This window comes from Acidocella sp. (assembly GCF_035535915.1).
Classification (GTDB): Bacteria; Pseudomonadota; Alphaproteobacteria; order Acetobacterales; family Acetobacteraceae; genus Acidocella.
Map to the genome: position 1 here is coordinate 17,111 of NZ_DATLPB010000073.1, position 16,079 is coordinate 33,189.

Sequence of the window (16,079 nt, forward strand, 5' to 3'; positions counted from 1 at the left end):
CTTCCTTTGCCTTCAACGAGGATCGCATGTCCGACATCAATGCTGCTGAAGAAACCCGCCCTTTCGGGACCGAAGTTGGCCGCCTGCTCGATCTGGTGGTGCATTCGCTTTATTCCGACCGCGAGATTTTTCTCCGTGAGCTGGTCGCGAACGCCGCTGACGCCACCGACAAGCGCCGCTTCCTGGCTTTGTCCGACGAAGCGCCCGCGCTTCCCGAGAACCCGTCGGTGCGCATCGCCGCGGACAAGCAGGCCCACACCATCACCATTACTGATCACGGCATCGGCATGGGCAAAGAGGAGCTGGCGGAGAATCTCGGCACCATCGCCCGCTCCGGCACCTCCGCCTTCACCGCCAGCCTCGCCGCGCAAAAGCCCGAGGACCGGCCGAGCCTGATCGGCCAGTTCGGCGTCGGGTTCTACTCCGCCTTCATGGTCGCCGATAAGGTCGAGGTGATCTCCCGCAAGGCCGGCGGCGCCGAGGCCTGGGAATGGGTTTCCGAAGGGCGCGGCCTCTACACGCTCAAGCCCGCCGCCCGCGAGGAGGCCGGCACCACCATCATCCTCCACATGAAGCCGGATGCCGACGAGTTCCTTGAGCCGCTACGGCTGAAGACCATCATCCGCAAATGGGCGGACCATGTGGCCCTGCCCATCGAGCTGGAGGAAGACGGCAAATTCTCCGCCGTCACCGAAGGCACCGCCCTCTGGCGCCGGGCGAAAGCGGACATTTCCGAACAGGATTATGCGAGTTTCTACCGCCATCTCGGCCATAGTTTCGACGCCCCGTGGGCGACGATCCATTGGCGCGCCGAGGGCACGCTGGAATTCTCCGCGCTGCTGTTCATCCCCTCCTCCAAGCCGTTCATGCCGGTCGAGGAGCAGCACGACTCCAAGGTGCGGCTGCATGTGAAGCGCATGTTCATCACCGAAGGCGCCAAATTGCTGCCCTCCTGGCTCTCCTTCGTGGTCGGCGTGGTGGATACCGAGGATTTGCCGCTCAACGTCTCGCGCGAGATCCTGCAAAGCACCCCGGTGCTGGAGCGCATCCGCAAGGCGCTGGTCAACCGCGTGCTCTCCGAACTGAAAGCCAAGGCCAAGGATGCCGAGGATTTCAAGACGTTCCTCGTCAATTTCGGCAACGTGCTGAAAGAGGGCCTGTATGAGGATACCGGCCACGCCGAGGAGATCGCCGGGCTGCTGCGCTTTGTCTCGACCAAGGAGGAGTCGACGACGCTCGATGAGTATATCGCCCGCCTGCCTGAAGGCCAGAACGAGATTTACTACCTCGCCGGCGACGATGCGGCAGCGCTGAAGGCCTCGCCGCAGCTCGAGGGCTTCGCCGAGAAGGGCTACGAGGTGCTGCTGCTCTCCGACCCGATCGACGCCTTCTGGCCGACCCGCACCGAAAGCTATAAGGATAAAAAATTCAAGAGCGTGTCACAATCGGGCGCGCTGTTCGCCCCGGCGGAAGCTTCCGAGGCGCTCGGCGCGATCTGCAAGGCGCTGCAAACGGCCCTGGGCGACAAGGTTTCCGAGGTCACAATCTCCACCCGCCTGAAAGACAGCCCGGCGATGCTGGTCGCCAACGATTTGGGGCCGGACCTGGCGATGCAGCGCCTGCTGCGCCGCGCCGGCCGCCCCGCCTTCGGCCTGCCGCCGAAACTGGAAATCAACCCCGAGCATAAGCTCATCCTGGCCCTGGCCGGACGCGAAACGCTGACCGAGGAAGCGGCGTTGCTGTTCGACCTGGCGAAATTGCAGGAGGGCGACCTGCCGGAAAACCCGGCCGCCTTCGTGCGGCAGATCGCGGCCCAGCTCGCCAAGGCCGGCGGCTGAACGGAAAAGGCGGCCGGAAGCCCGGCCGCCTTCCAAAACGCCCTTTATCCTGGCGCCGACGGCTTTAATGATGGGTCGTCGCGGCCCCTGTCAGCGCGCCCGCACCGGCGCCGATCAGCGCGCCCGTGCCGGCCCCAAGGCCGGTTGCCCCGCCAATGATCGCGCCGCCGCCGGCGCCGATCGCGCCCCCCGTCAAAGCCCGGCTCCCGGCCGTATTGCCGCATCCGGCCAACGTCGTGAGCGACGCCGCCAGCACCACCCAAATGCTCAGCCTACGCAACATGACGATTCACCCCTATTGGTTCTCGACATTATACACTGATGTTTCGTTGGCACGCCGACAATTCAACCTGATCACCCGACAAAAGCAGCCGCGATGACGATTCGTTAACCCTGTGCCCACCCCCTCTCCTCCCCGCCCAACGGCGTCCTAAGCGGGACGCAGGCCTCATCTGCAGCCTGCGCCGGGCTTGCTCCTTGCCCCTGCTTGGCTGTAAGCCCTGGCATCGGCGGCGCAGGCCGTGTTCCGTCATTATTCCCGACGGGATACGGCACAACGGAAAGGTTTTTGATGTTTTCCAAGCTTCTCGGGCTGATGTCGGCCGACATGGCGATCGATCTCGGTACAGCCAACACCCTCGTCTATGTCAAAGGCCGCGGCATCGTCCTGGCGGAGCCCTCCGTGGTCGCAATCGCCGACGCCAAGGGCCGCAAGCAGGTGCTGGCCGTGGGCGACGAAGCCAAGCAGATGCTGGGCCGCACGCCGGGCAACATTTCCGCCATCCGCCCCTTACGCGACGGCGTGATCGCCGATTTCGAGGTCGCGGAGGAAATGATCAAGCATTTCATCCGCAAGGTGCATAACCGCCGCGGCTATGCCTCGCCGCTGATCATTATTTGCGTGCCCTCCGGCTCCACCGCCGTCGAGCGCCGCGCCATCCAGGAATCCGCCGAATCCGCCGGCGCCCGCAAAGTGCTGCTGATCGAGGAGCCGATGGCTGCGGCCATCGGCGCCAACCTGCCGGTCACCGAACCGTCCGGCTCCATGGTCGTCGATATCGGCGGCGGCACCACCGAAGTGGCGGTGATCTCGCTCGGCGGCATCGTCTATTCCCGTTCGGTCCGCGTCGGCGGGGACAAGATGGACGACGCGATCATTTCCTACATTCGCCGCACCTTCAACCTGCTGATCGGCGAGAGCTCGGCCGAGCGCATCAAGATGGATATCGGCGCCGCCTGGATGGACCGTGCCGAGGAAGGCCCGTCGCGTTTTGTGAAGGGCCGTGACCTGATCAACGGCGTGCCGCGCGAGGTCACGGTGTCGCAGCGCCAGATCGCCGACAGCCTGGCCGAGCCGGTGGGACAGATCGTCGAGACCGTGAAGGTGGCGCTGGAAAACTGTCCGCCGGAACTGGCCGCCGACATCGTCGATAAGGGCATCATGCTCACCGGCGGCGGGGCCCTGCTGCACCGGCTGGATGAAGTGCTGCGCGTCTCCACCGGCTTACCGGTGATGGTGGCCGAGAACCCGCTGCAATGCGTCGCCCTGGGAACGGGCCGCGCGCTTGAGGAATTGAAGCGCCTGCGCAGCGTGCTTTCGTCAATGTATTGAAAAGTAAGCGCTACTTTTTGTGAACAAAAAGTAGCAAAAAAACTTTGTTTACTTTGGGCCCGTGCGGTTTCAACGCCACGGGCCCAGTTTCAAAAAAGTTTTTGCGGCGCTTTTTTCAAAAAGCGCCTGCTTCCTTCCTTACTTATGCCCGGCGATCGCGTGCGGCACGTAGGCCGCTTCCAGGAAGGCCATCTCTTCTGCCGTCAGGTTCAGCTGCAGCGCAGCCGCCGCGTCGGTGAGATGGGCCGGCTTGGAGGCGCCGATGATCGGCGAGGTGATGCCCGGCTTCTGGGCGACCCAGGCCAACGCCACCTGCGCCCGCGGCACCCCGCGCGCCTTCGCCAGTTCGGCCACCCGCTCCACCACCTTACGGTCGGCATCGCCGGTCCCGGCATACAACGTCTTGCCGAACTCGTCGGTCTCGGTCCGCGCGGTGCTCTCGTCCCAATCGCGGGTCAGGCGGCCGCGCGCCATCGGGCTCCAGGGGATCACCGCCACGCCCATATCCCGGCAGAGCGGGATCATCTCGTGCTCTTCCTCGCGATAGAGCAGGTTGACGTAGTTCTGCATCGAGACGAACTCGGTCCAGCCATTCATGCGGGCGATGTAATTGGCCTTGGCGAACTGCCATGCATACATCGACGAGGCGCCGATATACCGGGCCTTGCCGGCCTTCACCACGTCATGCAGCGCTTCCATCGTCTCTTCGATCGGGGTTTCGTAGTCCCAGCGATGGATTTGATACAGGTCGACATAGTCGGTGCCGAGGCGGCGCAGGCTGTGGTCGATTTCCGTGAAAATCGCCCGGCGCGACAGGCCGGCGCCATTCGGGCCGGGACGCATGCGGTTGAACACCTTGGTCGCGATCACGACCTCGTCGCGGGTCGAAAAATCCTTCAGGGCGCGGCCCACGATCTCTTCTGAGGTGCCGTCAGAATAGACATTCGCCGTGTCAAAGAAATTGATGCCGAGTTCGAGCGCCTGGCGGATCAGCGGCCGCGAGGCCTCTTCCGGCATGGTCCAGCTATGACCGCCGCGGTCCGGTGTGCCGTAGGTCATGCAGCCGAGCGTAATGCGCGATACCTGCAGGCCGGTGCGGCCGAGTCTTACATATTCCATGAAACCGTCTCCTTGATGACTCGAAAAAAAATAGGGCCGAGGCGGAGAAAGCCAAGGCGTCCGTAGAGCGACCGCGATACTAACGGCCAATCAAAGCAAGGGAAGCGGCCGCTTTTTGGAAAAAGCGGCGCAAAAACTTTTGTTTATGCTGGGCCATGGGCGTTGTCGCTGACACAGCCCATGGCCCAGCATAACAAAGTTTTTTTGCTACTTTTTGTTCACAAAAAGTAGCGCTTTCTTCCTCTCCCTTAAGGCACCGCCAGCGGGTGCGCGGCGGCGTAGCTCAACTGCTCCGGCGTCATCTCGAACCCGATCAGCACCTGCACGTCCTGGCTGGCGTCCACATTGCCCAGCTCCACCTTTATCGGCTTGCTGGTCGCCGCCGTGGTGGTGGCGTTGCCGTTAAACTGCAGCGCGATCGTGTAGTCCTGTTTCTGAATGATCTGGTTGCCGCGGCTCAATGCCACGAAATAAGGCAGATGCAACGTGTCGCCCTGGTTTGCCGGGCCGTTGCTGGCGACGAAACCGGCGCGGAAGGTCACGCGCAGCGTATGGTCCTCGTGCGCGGTGGCGCAGGCGCCGGCAACGCCGGTGATCTGCGCCGTGGTGATCTGCGCCGCCACATCCGTGCGCCCGGGCAGGAATTCCGTCATGATGCCGGCCTGCTGCAGAACCGCTACCTGCGGGCAGAACATCGGCGGCGGCGGGTCATCGGCGCAAGAGGCCAGGCCAGCCAGGAGGAACGGAGCGCAGCAAGCGGGAATCAGGCGTTTCATGCCGGCTCCCTTGCCAGAATTTTCCAGCGCGGTCATCTACCCGCATGGCAGTTTATACTGAAGTCACGGACGAAGCCCTCGCGGCGTTTCTGGCCGGCTATGCGATCGGCGAGATGGTCGCGTTCCGCGGCATTGCCGAAGGCGTGGAGAACAGCAATTACGCGCTGAAAACCACGCAGGGCGATTTTATCCTCACCTTGTACGAAAAGCGGGTGAACACCGCCGATCTGCCCTGGTTTCTCGGTTTGATGGAGCATCTGGCGGCGCGCGGCCTCTCCTGCCCGCTGCCGGTGCGCGCCAGGGATGGGCAGAACCTCAACCCGCTCTCGGGCCGCGTCGCTGCGATCACCACCTTCCTGCCCGGCGTCTGGCCGCGCCGCGTGACGGTCGACCATTGCGAACCGTTGGGCGCGGCCCTGGCGCAGTTGCACCTAGCCGGCCAGGATTTCGCGCCGCGGCGGGCCAACGCGCTCGGGCCCGATGCGTGGGCGCCGCTCCTGGATAAATCCCTCGCCCATGCCGACGATGTACAGGCCGGCCTCAGCGCCGAATTGCAGGAAAACCTCGCGCGCATCACCGCCGCCTGGCCGCGCGACCTGCCGGTGGGGCACATCCATGCCGACCTATTCCCGGACAATGTGTTTTTCCTCAACGGCAAAATCTCCGGGCTGATCGATTTTTATTTTGCCGCCACCGACATTTACGCCTACGACATCGCCATCTGCCTGAACGCCTGGTGCTTCGAGCGGGATTTCAGCTTCAATGTCACCAAGTCCCGCGCCTTGCTGCGCGGCTATCTCGCGCACCGGCCGCTGAGCGGCGCCGAGCGCGCGGCGCTGCCGGTGCTGGCCCAGGGCGCTGCCATGCGCTTCCTGCTCACGCGGCTCTATGACTGGCTGCACACGCCGGCGGGCGCGCTGGTCACCCCGAAAGACCCGATGGACTATTACCGCCGCCTGCGCTTCCACAACACCGCCCTGGATGCCTCATCCTATGGACTCTGAAACCGCCGACAACATCGTCGAAATCTGGACCGACGGCGGCTGCCGGCCCAATCCCGGCCCCGGCGGCTGGGCGGCGATTTTGAAATTCCGCGGCACCATGAAGGAGCTCTCCGGCGCCGAGGCGGAGACCACCAACAACCGCATGGAGCTGACCGCGGCCGCCGAGGCGCTCACGGCGCTCACGCGCCCCTGCACCATCATCCTGCACACCGACAGCGAATATCTGCGCAACGGCATCACCCGCTGGCATACCGGCTGGGTGCGCAAGAACTGGCGCAACGCCGCCGGCGACCCGGTAAAAAACATGGATCTGTGGAAACGCATCCTGGACGCCGCCGCCGCGCACAAAATCGACTGGCGCTGGGTGCGGGGCCATTCGGGCAACGCCATGAACGAACGGGCCGATGAGCTGGCGACGCAGGCGCGGGAAGAACTGCTCATGTCCATCAAACCATAAAGCTTCCCCCGTGACGGGCAGGCCGGAACACGGCAAATTATGGTTTGACCTGGTTTTCTCAAAGCAATGACGGCTTCTGGTGAAACGAGTCTAAGAACGCGAGATAGGAGAAAGCCCATGGATCTCGTCACCTTTCGAACGTCGCTTACGCGTGCCGAGCCACCTCCAAGCCTCAACCTCGCCCTCCGCGCCCTTTGGTTTGACGCTAAGGGGGATTGGGAGGCCGCGCATGCCGCCGCGCAGGCCGATGAAGGGGGCGCCGGGGACTGGGTACATGCTTACCTTCATCGCAAGGAAGGTGACGCGAGCAACGCCGCCTACTGGTATCGTCGGGCTCGGAAGCCATTCTTCAGCGCTTCCGTCGACGCGGAATGGCAAGAAATCGCAGTAGCGCTTTTGGCAGAGTGCAGATAACCACCCAAGCCGCCCTGGATGTCCAGGTTTAGCTGAGCTGGAGCGGCACCTGGAAGGGGCGTCCTCTCCATGATACCGCAGCTGAGCTGGGTTCCATGGAGGAGTTGAGATGCGTTTAACGAAAATGGGTTGCTCAGCGGTGCTGGCATTGATGGTTGCGCTGCTGGGCACCACAGGTGTCCAGGCCGTGAGCGTGCCCACAACGCAAGCGGCCGTGCCCGCATGGCAGGCCTATTTCAAAGCGAATTCTCTTGGTTTTCCTCAGATCTTTCGTACACACCACCCAGGACCGGGCTGGATACTGGCCCGTAAGTCGCAACTGCACCTAACGCCAACTCAAGTCACGGCAGAGCAAAAACTCGCCGCAGGGATGGTCGCGGCGGCCCAAGCCAGCGTCACCCGACTGCAGGCTGCCTATGCCAAATATCATGCTGATGCCGCGATGGCGTCTCCCGTTCAAGAGACGATTATTGCCGATGTCGAGGCTGTTGGGCGGGCGGAGACACGTGCCGGTCTGGCGATGGTTCCCTACCATCTCAGGGCGTACGCGCTGCTGACGCCGGAGCAAAAGGCGACCTTTGCAGAGCTGTTGGCATCACCAGCACCCCCGTGAGCTGGATTGGAAATGGGGCGGGAAGATGGCGCAAGCTAACATGCCCCTGGGCATTGGTTGGCTGAGCGCCAGGTATGTTGCACCGCCGCAAACGATAAGATACCGTTCATTCATTCGCTCTGGACCCGGTGTAAATCCGGGTGGCTCTTCCGGCCGCTGATCCGCCGGACAACGCATATGACACGAATATTACGCATCGCTGAAGCCGATGCCGAGCTCGTGCGCTTACTGCGGATACCCATTATGAACCCACAATCCCTATCTCGCTACCGCTCCGAGTGGTTCACCAGCTTCGGCGACCTTAGACGCGAGGTCCTCGCCGGGATGGTTGGCACCTTTGCCCTCATCCCGGAGGTCATCGCCTTTTCCTTCGTGGCAGGCGTCGATCCGGAGGTCGGCCTCTTCTCATCCTTCGTCATCGGCATCGTCATCTCCTTCACAGGTGGCCGTCCCGCTATGATTTCCGGCGCTGCGGGCTCCGTCGCGCTTGTTGCCGCTGCACTCGTCCGGGCGCATGGCCTGGACTACCTGCTCGCCGCCACCCTCCTGGCCGGTGGTTTCCAGATCGTATTCGGCCTCCTGAGGCTCGACGTGCTGATGCGGTTCGTCTCCCGCTCGGTCCGGACGGGCTTCGTCAATGCCCTGGCCATCCTCATTTTCTCAGCCCAGGTGCCGCAGATGCTCGGGGTGACCTGGCACACCTACGCGATGATCACGGTGGGTCTCGTCATAATTTATCTCTTGCCCCGCCTGACCACTGCAGTTCCCTCTCCACTCATCTGCATCATCATCCTCACCGGCATCAGCTTTCTCGTGCCAATGCCCCTGCATACAGTGGCTGACCTTGGAAAGCTTCCGTCGTCGCTGCCCAGCCTAGTCCTGCCGCATGTGCCCCTGAATTGGACGACGCTACGCATCGTTGCCCCTTATGCCCTGGCAATGGCGGTCGTGGGCCTGCTGGAATCCATGATGACGGCAACTGTGGTGGATGACCTCACCGACACGACGAGCTCGAAGGCGCGGGAATGCACGGGTCTTGGTTTCGCCAACGTCGCCGCAGGGCTGTTCGGCGGTATCGCTGGCTGCGGGATGATCGGCCAGACCGTCGGCAATGTCCGGTACGGCGGCCGCGGCAGGCTGTCGACGCTGGTTGCCGGGCTGTTCCTGCTCATACTCATGGTGCTGCTCCGGCCCTGGGTGGCCCGCGTTCCGGTCGCCGCGCTCGTGGCGATCATGATCATGGTCTCGATCAGCACCTTCTCGTGGACCTCGTTGCGTGACCTTACCCGCCACCCCAAGGTTTCCAGCCTTGTGATGCTGGCGACCGTTGTGGTCACGGTGGCGACCAGCGATCTCGCGGCCGGTGTCATGGTCGGAGTGCTTCTGAGTGGCGTCTTCTTCGCCTTCAAGGTCACGCGCTTGATGACGGTGACGAGCACCTACAATGAGATTGCCGACACGCGGACTTATACCGTGAGTGGCCAGGTGTTTTTTGCGAGCGCCGACATGTTCGCTGAAAGCTTCGATCTTCGCGACACCGCGGCCAATGTGCTCATCGACCTCCATGACGCCCATATCTGGGATGTGACCTCAGTCGCCGCCCTGGAAAGTGTGGTTACTAAGATACGCCGCCACGGGACACGCGTTGAGCTGATTGGGCTGAACCAAGCGAGCGCGACGCTCGTTGACCAGCATGGCCCTCTGATTCAGGCGGATACCTGAAGACCTCACAGAGCTCGATGAACGTCGGCTCCCGGGGTCTGCTTATCCGGGCAGCCGCGTCCGACGAGACGGTATGGTACAAAATTCTTGAATTTTGTGAATTTTCTAGGCCACGGAAGGATTGCCCGAGGTCTGAGTACTATAGTTTACAACCCTTGAATTGCGCACTATAGTTATCATATGGTCGAGCTGATCAAGAGTAGCACATTTGATGCCTGGTTTTCTCGACTCAAAGACCGGCGTGCCGTCGCCAAGATAGCGGCACGGATTGACCGCCTGGCTACGGGCAATCCGGGTGACGTGAAACCAATCGGCAACGGCCTATCCGAAATACGGATCGACTACGGGCCGGGGTACAGGGTTTATTACATGCAGCGCGGACAGATCGTAATCGTTCTGCTTTGCGGCGGCGACAAATCCACCCAAGCCCGCGACATCGAGCAAGCCAAAGGTTTGGCCGAACTTTGGAAGGATTGAGATATGAACAACGAAACTTTCAGCCACTACGATTCTGCCGACTATCTCAAAACCGAGGAAGATATTGCCGCCTATCTTGAGGCCGCCGCAGAAGAGGGGGACGATCCGGCTTTCCTGGCGCGGGCGCTTGGCGTTGTAGCCCGTGCGCGCAACATGAGCCAACTCGCGCGAGACGTTGGAATGAGCCGCGAAGGGTTAAATAAGGCCCTGTCCGGCGATGGCAACCCAACCCTCGCAACCGTGATGAAGGTTGCCAAGGCTCTTGGCTTGCGCGTTGGGTTTCGCCCTGCCGCATAGTCGTCACGTGGCATGCGGCGGCAGAGAGATCCCACGAATGGGTACCCTCTAACGCCGTACACACGGCCACTCCGGCGGAAGTACGCCAGACAGTGCGACAGAACTTCTATCGCTCCCGGCGCCACCCGGCGAGGACCATGGTGAGGCTTACCTTCGTTCGGCAATCGCCTCGGCGAGGCGCGTGAACACGGGGATCGCCGCATCCAGTTCTGCAATCGAGACCGCTTCCCCCGGCGCATGGGCGACGCTCATATCGCCCGGCCCCATCACCACGCAGGGGGCCAAAGCCTGTAAGACGGAAGCGTCCGTGCCGAAGGGAACGGTGCCGGGACGTTTGCCGGTGATGTCCGTGCATAGGCGCACCAAGGGGTGATCTGCTGGTAGTTCCGGCGGCGAGCCCTCGCGCGTCTCGCTCACCGCAACGCCCGCGCGCTTCGCCGCGCCATACACCGCATCGAGCACGGGGGCCGGATCGATTTTCGCCGAATAGCGAAATTTCAGGCGCGCGGTCGCCTGCGGGACGGTGACATTGATGGCCGCGCCATGGTTGTCGAGCACTAGGTTAAGATCGCTGAACACCGGATCGTAATCCTGGTCCTGCAGAGCCGGGACCGTACGCAACCGGTCGAAGAGGGCTTGCATCTCCGTCAGGAACGGAAGCAGTGCCCAGTTGGCATTTCTGCCAAGCCCGGTCGCGCTATGCGCCTGCACGCCGGTCGCGACGCAGGTAAACAGGATGTGGCTGCGATGGCCGCGCACCGGAATCATGTTCGTCGGCTCGACGACCAGGATCATCGCGGGTTTCGCGGCCCGCGCCAACGCGGAGCGCTGCACCAGTTCACGCGCGCCCGCCTTGGTGGTTTCCTCGTCGGTCGTGATGAACAGGCTGACCGGCACGTCGAGCGGCAGCGCCCGGGCCGCCATAATGGCCGCGGCAACCGGCCCCTTCATATCCGTGGCACCTAGCCCGTGCAGCATCCCGGCATCGCTCCGGCCAGACCATGGATCCTCCTGCCAGCCGGTATCCGGGACGGTATCCATATGGCCGGAGAAGGCGATCCCCCCGGGGCCGCCGCGATGCGCCACCAGCGCGCGCTTGGCGGTGCCGTCCGCATCCGCATAATCCAGCGTTTCCACTTCGAAATCACCGAGTTCGACGCTGATGCGCTCCGCGATCGGAAGATTCGAGACGAAACTGCGACTGTCGATCGAAATGAGATCGCGGGTCAGCGTGGTAAGCGCGGCGACGCGGTCAGTCATGGCAGCAAGCATATGCAATTTCCCTTACGCGAGCGCTGCCGCAACCCATTGCGCCCAAGCGAGCGTGGCTTTGTCTGATCCCGCCCGGCCCACGATCTGAATTCCCAACGGTAGGCCGCTTGGACCCGTTCCCGCTGGCACCGTCACGCAAGGCACATGCAAGCTGGTCCAGATATAGTTGAATGAATGTTCGCCGGTCGAGGCCAAGCCTGCCGGCGCTTCGCCTGGCGCCGACGGGGTGATGAGGAAATCGAGCCCCTCCATCCCGGCCGGAAACGCGGCTTGGGCCGCGGCGAAAACCTCGTAGGCACGGGCGACTTCGCCGGGCGTTTTCGCGAGCCCGCTTTCCATATTCTGCAACAGCCCGGCGCTGAGGCCGGACCGGGCATGAGCGCGCTCCCAGCCCAGGGCATGCGCACTTTCCCGGTGCATCACGATCCTATGCGCAGCCTGCAGTTCATCGCTCGGCGCCGATAACATATGGTCGCTCAAGACCGCCCCGCTCCGCCCAAGAAGCGTGGCGACATGCTCGAGCAGTGATTGGGTCTCCGGCGCCGCGAGGTCCCAGCTCGGCGAGCGGCAAATCCCGACCCTCGGCAGGCGCGACGGTCTTTCGTTCGGGTCGCCAAGATCGATGCCGGCAACAGCGCCCACGAAAAGCGCGCAATCGGCCACGCTGCGTGACATCACACCGATCGTATCCAACGTTTCGGACATCACCCGCATGCCGCCGCGATGGATGAGGTTATAGCTGGGCTTGTATCCGACCACGCCGCAATACGCGGCAGGACGGATGATGCTGCCGCCGGTCTGCGTTGCAAAAGCGAGGGGAAAGAAGAAATCCGCAACCCCCGCGGCCGAACCGCTGGACGAACCGCCGGGCGTATGCGCGACATTATGAGGGTTCGTCGTCGCGCCCGGCTTGCGCGTGGCAAATTCCGTGGTGACGGTTTTGCCGATGATAACCGCGCCGGCCGCACGGGCGCCGGCAACGCAGGCCGAGTCCGCGCGCGGCTGCCAACCTTGCCAGATCTGCGAGCCGTATTCCGTCGGCATATCGGCGGTGTCCAGCACGTCTTTGACCCCGACCGGCAGGCCCCGTAGCGCGCCCGGCCGGGCAGCGGCGGCCGCCTGCATCGCTTGCGCGGCATCATACCAGGCAAAGGCGCGCACCGTGCCCTCCCGCGCCGCAATTCGCGCGGCACAAGCTTCCATCAGCGCTTGGGGATGAAGCCGCTCTTCGCGGATGGCGCGCGCCGCGTCACTGGCGGTTAGGCGGGACGGATCCTGCATGGTTCGTTTCTCCTCGAGACAATATGTTAGCGTCAGCCTTTCAGCCGAGCGGTGGCCGGCGGCCAAGCCACGGGGTCGCCTGCTCATAGGCATGACCCGCCTGTAAAACGGTGGCCTCATCGAAATTGCGCCCTGCGAGCTGCAGGGATAACGGGAGGCCGTTCTGCGAAAAGCCGCAGGGCTGACAAAGTGCCGGATGACCCGTCACATTGAACACCGCCGTGATAGGCTGCTGGTTGCGCCGCCAGGGACCGGTCTCCATTTCGTCCATGCGCGGCGCGGCGCCCGGTATCGTCGCGGTCAGCAGCAGATCGTGTTTTTCAAACACGGCGTCCACCGCTTCCGTGAGTCTGCGGCGCAGGCGCTGCGCCTGCACATATTGGGTGGAGGACACGAACGCCCCCATCATCAACCGCTCGCGCGTCACGCGCGCATAAAGCTCCGGTCGCTCACGCAGATCCTTCTGGTGGATCGCAAAGCTCTCGCCATGAGAGATTGCGCGCGTGCAGGCATTGAACAGTGAGATCGGCGGCAGAGCGACCTCCTCGACGACTGCCCCAAGCCGTTCGAAAACGCGTGCGGCCTCGTCCAAAGCCGCGCTTTGCACGGCATCAACGCCGGCATCGGCGTTGAACGCTTTGGCATAGCCGATCCTGAGCCCATGCACACCGTTTTTCAGCGTCGCGGAATAATCGGGCACCGGCTGGTCCGCCGCGCCGGGATCCCGCGGATCGTGCCCCGCGAGTGCCTGCATCACAAGCGCGCAATCTTGCACCGTCGCGGCAAGCGGACCGCAATGATCGAGGCTGAAGCTGAGCGGTACGACGCCCCGCCGGCTCACCCGCCCATAGGTTGGTTTCAGCCCGGCAACGCCGCAATAGGCTGCGGGCAGCCGAATGGAACCGGACGTATCTGTCCCAAGCGCCATTGGGACAATTCCTGCGGCGACAGCCGCACCGGAGCCTGAGCTGGAACCACCCGGAAAATGATCGAGATTCCAGGGATTGAGCGCCGGCGGCCATTCCGTGTCCCAGGCTGGGCCGCCGGTCGCGAATTCATGAGTGGCGAGTTTGCCGATGAGAATCATGCCGGCGGCTTCAAGCCGCGCGGTGGTCTCCGCATCCTCACCTGCCACGTTGTTCCGCAGCAGGCGGGAATGAGCTGTCGTCGGCAAACCTGCCACGTCGTAGATATCCTTCAGCGCATAGGGGATGCCGTGTAATGGCCCCCGCTTACGCCCGGCGGCGATCTCCGCCTCCGCGCGTCTTGCCGCCTCCCGAGCACGATCCCCCGCCAGTGTGATGAAGGCGGAAAGCGTCGGTTGCAACGCTTCGGCCCGCGCGATAGCCGCCTCGGTCAGGATCACCGGAGAGGTTGCGCCCGCCGCGATGGCCGCGCTGGCTTCGGCAAGTGTGGGCAGACGGGCGGGCAGCGTGCTCATCGCGCGACCAAAGGCAGAAGCTGCAGCGTACAGGCCGGTTCCACCGCATAGGCAAAGGGCTCGTCCAAACACGCCATGAGCGCCTGGAAGTCCCGGTACGCCGCCAGCATCACGTCATACCGCTCAGCTTGCACCGTGATCCCGGCGCGGCGAAGGGCGGAGCGGAAATCCTCCTCGTCCCCTTCGCTCATGCCCGCCTCATGGACGGCCGACGGTTGTGCCAATCGCTTGCCTGCTCGAGCGCATGCGCGATTTGAAATAGCGTCGCCTCGTCAAATGGCTTTGCCGCGAGTTGCACGCTGACCGGCAGGCCGCCCGTGCCAAATCCCGCACGCATGGATATGGCAGGGTAGCCGCTGACATTGAACGGCAAGGTAAAACCCTCGGTTTCGAGCCCGGACCATTTTGGCGCCGCGTCGATCCGCGCCGCCTCTCCGGGCTGACAGGCGCAGAGCAGGATATCTATCTCCTCCATCGCGGCCTTCATCTCGGCTGCGAGTTCCCGACGGCGGCGTTGCGCCTGCACGTAATCGGCCCCGCCGATCAGACCGCCGAGCGCCAGCCGATCCCGCAGAAGCGCGCCATATTGCCCCGGTACGGTCAGCATCCAACGCTGATGGATCGCGAACGCCTCGGCGGACATGATCACGTAGCCGCACGCGTTGTAATCGGCGAGCGGAGACAACGTGACATCTCTGATGGTTGCACCAAGGCCCTGAAGAAGACCGAGCGTCTCCTCGATTCCCCTCGTCGTGGCATCGCTCACCGCCACGTCACGCTCGTGGAAATGGCGTACCACACCAACGCGCAGCCCTTGCGCGCCGGCGCCGAGCTTAGCGGAAAAATCGGGCACCTTGCGGTTGGCGCTCGCCGGATCGGCCTGATCGTATCCGGCCATGGCCTGGAGCAGCAGCGCGCAATCCTCGACCGTCCAGGCCAGCGGGCCCGCATGATCGAGCGTGTGGGCAAGCGGCAGGATTCCGCCGCGGCTGCATAGTCCATAAGTGGGTTTGATACCGACCACCCCGCAAAGCCCCGCCGGGTTGCGGATGGAGCCCGCCGTGTCCGTGCCTGTCCCGCCCAGGATCATGCCAGCCGCAAGCGCGGCGCCTGTGCCGCTGGATGATCCGCCCGTAAAATGGTCTGTGTTCCACGGGTTTCGCGCGGGCGGCCACGGCAAGTCGAAGGATGGACCACCCCAGGCAAATTCGTGGGTCGCAAGCTTGCCGAGCATGACCGTGCCGGCCTCGGCCAATTTGCGCACGGTCGTCGCATCCTGTGTCGGCACGTTGTCGGCGAGCAATCGCGAATGTGCGGTGGTACGGATGCCGGCCGTGTTGTAAATATCCTTATGCGCGATCGGAATGCCATCGAGCTTCCCGCGGCGTGCCCCGCTCATCATCCGCTGTTCGGCGGCTTTGGCGTCCGCAAGCGCGCGCTCCTCGGTGCGCAACAGGAAGGCGTTGATCGCGCCATCGCACGCCTCGATACGGGCAAGGCAGGCTTTCGTCAGCTCGACAGGTGAAAGGGCGCGTGTCTCGAACTGCCGCGCCGCCTCGGCAATGGTCGGAATCATGGCAACACCTCGAAAGTGAGCGCAGGTTCCGCGGCTCTTTCCCGCTCGCCGCGGTTCCGAAGGAGCATCGCCGCCAGACGCGGATAGACGCGGTGCATTTCCTTGATCGTTTCAGGCGCCGGATTGAGCCCCGCATGACGCAGCAACGCCGCAAAATCCGCCTCGGATATCGCTTCCATG

The 16,079-nt window shown here is 63.4% G+C and carries 18 protein-coding genes and 1 other annotated feature; of the genes, 9 read left to right on the forward strand and 9 right to left on the reverse strand.

Annotated elements, in window-relative coordinates; translation table 11 throughout:
* The first annotated feature begins 26 nt into the window (after window positions 1-26).
* Window positions 27-1,838, forward strand: coding sequence for a molecular chaperone HtpG (htpG, locus tag VNC39_RS08790; protein WP_325398259.1), 1,812 nt, complete (start codon window positions 27-29; stop codon window positions 1,836-1,838).
* Between the two features lie 64 nt (window positions 1,839-1,902).
* Here the strand turns inward: htpG and VNC39_RS08795 are convergent, their stop codons facing one another.
* Entirely contained in the window at window positions 1,903-2,121 is a 219-nt protein-coding gene (locus VNC39_RS08795; protein WP_325398261.1) for a YMGG-like glycine zipper-containing protein, read from the reverse strand.
* Between the two features lie 288 nt (window positions 2,122-2,409).
* Here VNC39_RS08795 and VNC39_RS08800 point away from each other — a divergent pair, with 288 nt between their 5' ends.
* The gene (locus VNC39_RS08800; RefSeq protein WP_325398263.1) at window positions 2,410-3,450 is read left to right on the forward strand and encodes a rod shape-determining protein; all 1,041 of its coding nucleotides are present in this window, start codon (window positions 2,410-2,412) and stop codon (window positions 3,448-3,450) included.
* Between the two features lie 138 nt (window positions 3,451-3,588).
* Here the strand turns inward: VNC39_RS08800 and VNC39_RS08805 are convergent, their stop codons facing one another.
* A complete protein-coding gene (locus tag VNC39_RS08805) occupies window positions 3,589-4,569 on the reverse strand; it encodes an aldo/keto reductase (RefSeq protein ID WP_325398265.1) in 981 nt (326 codons plus the stop codon).
* 248 nt (window positions 4,570-4,817) lie between these two features.
* Entirely contained in the window at window positions 4,818-5,345 is a 528-nt protein-coding gene (locus VNC39_RS08810; RefSeq protein ID WP_325398266.1) for a hypothetical protein, read from the reverse strand.
* Between the two features lie 44 nt (window positions 5,346-5,389).
* On the opposite strand from VNC39_RS08810, the gene VNC39_RS08815 reads away from it, so the two are divergent.
* From VNC39_RS08815 to VNC39_RS08845, 7 genes are all read left to right on the forward strand, one after another.
* Window positions 5,390-6,349, forward strand: a complete 960-nt coding sequence (locus tag VNC39_RS08815; RefSeq protein ID WP_325398268.1) for a homoserine kinase — start codon at window positions 5,390-5,392, stop codon at window positions 6,347-6,349.
* Window positions 6,339-6,806 carry a ribonuclease HI gene (gene rnhA, locus VNC39_RS08820; RefSeq protein WP_325398270.1) on the forward strand — a complete coding sequence of 156 codons (468 nt, stop codon included), beginning with the start codon at window positions 6,339-6,341 and terminating at the stop codon, window positions 6,804-6,806. The genes VNC39_RS08815 and rnhA overlap by 11 nt, the downstream gene beginning before the upstream one ends.
* Before the next feature lie 117 nt (window positions 6,807-6,923).
* Window positions 6,924-7,220: a hypothetical protein gene (locus VNC39_RS08825; protein WP_325398272.1), complete on the forward strand. Its 297-nt coding sequence runs from the start codon at window positions 6,924-6,926 to the stop codon at window positions 7,218-7,220.
* Window positions 7,221-7,329: 109 nt separating this feature from the next.
* Window positions 7,330-7,833 carry a Spy/CpxP family protein refolding chaperone gene (locus tag VNC39_RS08830; protein ID WP_325398274.1) on the forward strand — a complete coding sequence of 168 codons (504 nt, stop codon included), beginning with the start codon at window positions 7,330-7,332 and terminating at the stop codon, window positions 7,831-7,833.
* 118 nt (window positions 7,834-7,951) lie between these two features.
* Window positions 7,952-8,007, forward strand: a sequence feature (sul1 is cis-regulatory element that is thought to sense ions involved in sulfur or methionine metabolism; They are found in Alphaproteobacteria).
* A 69-nt stretch (window positions 8,008-8,076) separates the two neighbouring features.
* Complete coding sequence (locus tag VNC39_RS08835) at window positions 8,077-9,555, forward strand: SulP family inorganic anion transporter (protein ID WP_325398276.1); 1,479 nt, start codon at window positions 8,077-8,079, stop codon at window positions 9,553-9,555.
* A 180-nt stretch (window positions 9,556-9,735) separates the two neighbouring features.
* A complete protein-coding gene (locus VNC39_RS08840; protein WP_325398278.1) occupies window positions 9,736-10,032 on the forward strand; it encodes a type II toxin-antitoxin system RelE/ParE family toxin in 297 nt (98 codons plus the stop codon).
* Window positions 10,033-10,035: 3 nt separating this feature from the next.
* Window positions 10,036-10,329 (forward strand): addiction module antidote protein, encoded by a 294-nt coding sequence (locus tag VNC39_RS08845; RefSeq protein WP_325398280.1) that lies wholly within the window; start codon window positions 10,036-10,038, stop codon window positions 10,327-10,329.
* 147 nt (window positions 10,330-10,476) lie between these two features.
* Here the strand turns inward: VNC39_RS08845 and VNC39_RS08850 are convergent, their stop codons facing one another.
* The 6 genes from VNC39_RS08850 to VNC39_RS08875 are packed head-to-tail and all read right to left on the reverse strand — an operon-like array spanning window position 10,477 to window position 16,078.
* Window positions 10,477-11,589, reverse strand: coding sequence for a M20/M25/M40 family metallo-hydrolase (locus VNC39_RS08850; protein ID WP_325398282.1), 1,113 nt, complete (start codon window positions 11,587-11,589; stop codon window positions 10,477-10,479).
* A gap of 24 nt (window positions 11,590-11,613) precedes the next feature.
* Window positions 11,614-12,882 (reverse strand): amidase, encoded by a 1,269-nt coding sequence (locus VNC39_RS08855; RefSeq protein ID WP_325398284.1) that lies wholly within the window; start codon window positions 12,880-12,882, stop codon window positions 11,614-11,616.
* 40 nt (window positions 12,883-12,922) lie between these two features.
* The gene (locus VNC39_RS08860) at window positions 12,923-14,323 is read right to left on the reverse strand and encodes an amidase (RefSeq protein WP_325398286.1); all 1,401 of its coding nucleotides are present in this window, start codon (window positions 14,321-14,323) and stop codon (window positions 12,923-12,925) included.
* On the reverse strand, window positions 14,320-14,514 hold the full coding sequence (locus VNC39_RS08865) for a hypothetical protein (RefSeq protein ID WP_325398288.1): 195 nt from the start codon (window positions 14,512-14,514) through the stop codon (window positions 14,320-14,322). The genes VNC39_RS08860 and VNC39_RS08865 overlap by 4 nt, the downstream gene beginning before the upstream one ends.
* Complete coding sequence (locus tag VNC39_RS08870) at window positions 14,511-15,899, reverse strand: amidase (RefSeq protein WP_325398290.1); 1,389 nt, start codon at window positions 15,897-15,899, stop codon at window positions 14,511-14,513. The genes VNC39_RS08865 and VNC39_RS08870 overlap by 4 nt, the downstream gene beginning before the upstream one ends.
* A complete protein-coding gene (locus tag VNC39_RS08875; protein ID WP_325398292.1) occupies window positions 15,896-16,078 on the reverse strand; it encodes a hypothetical protein in 183 nt (60 codons plus the stop codon). Before VNC39_RS08875 ends, VNC39_RS08870 begins: the two co-directional genes overlap by 4 nt.
* Between the last annotated feature and the right edge of the window lies 1 nt (window position 16,079).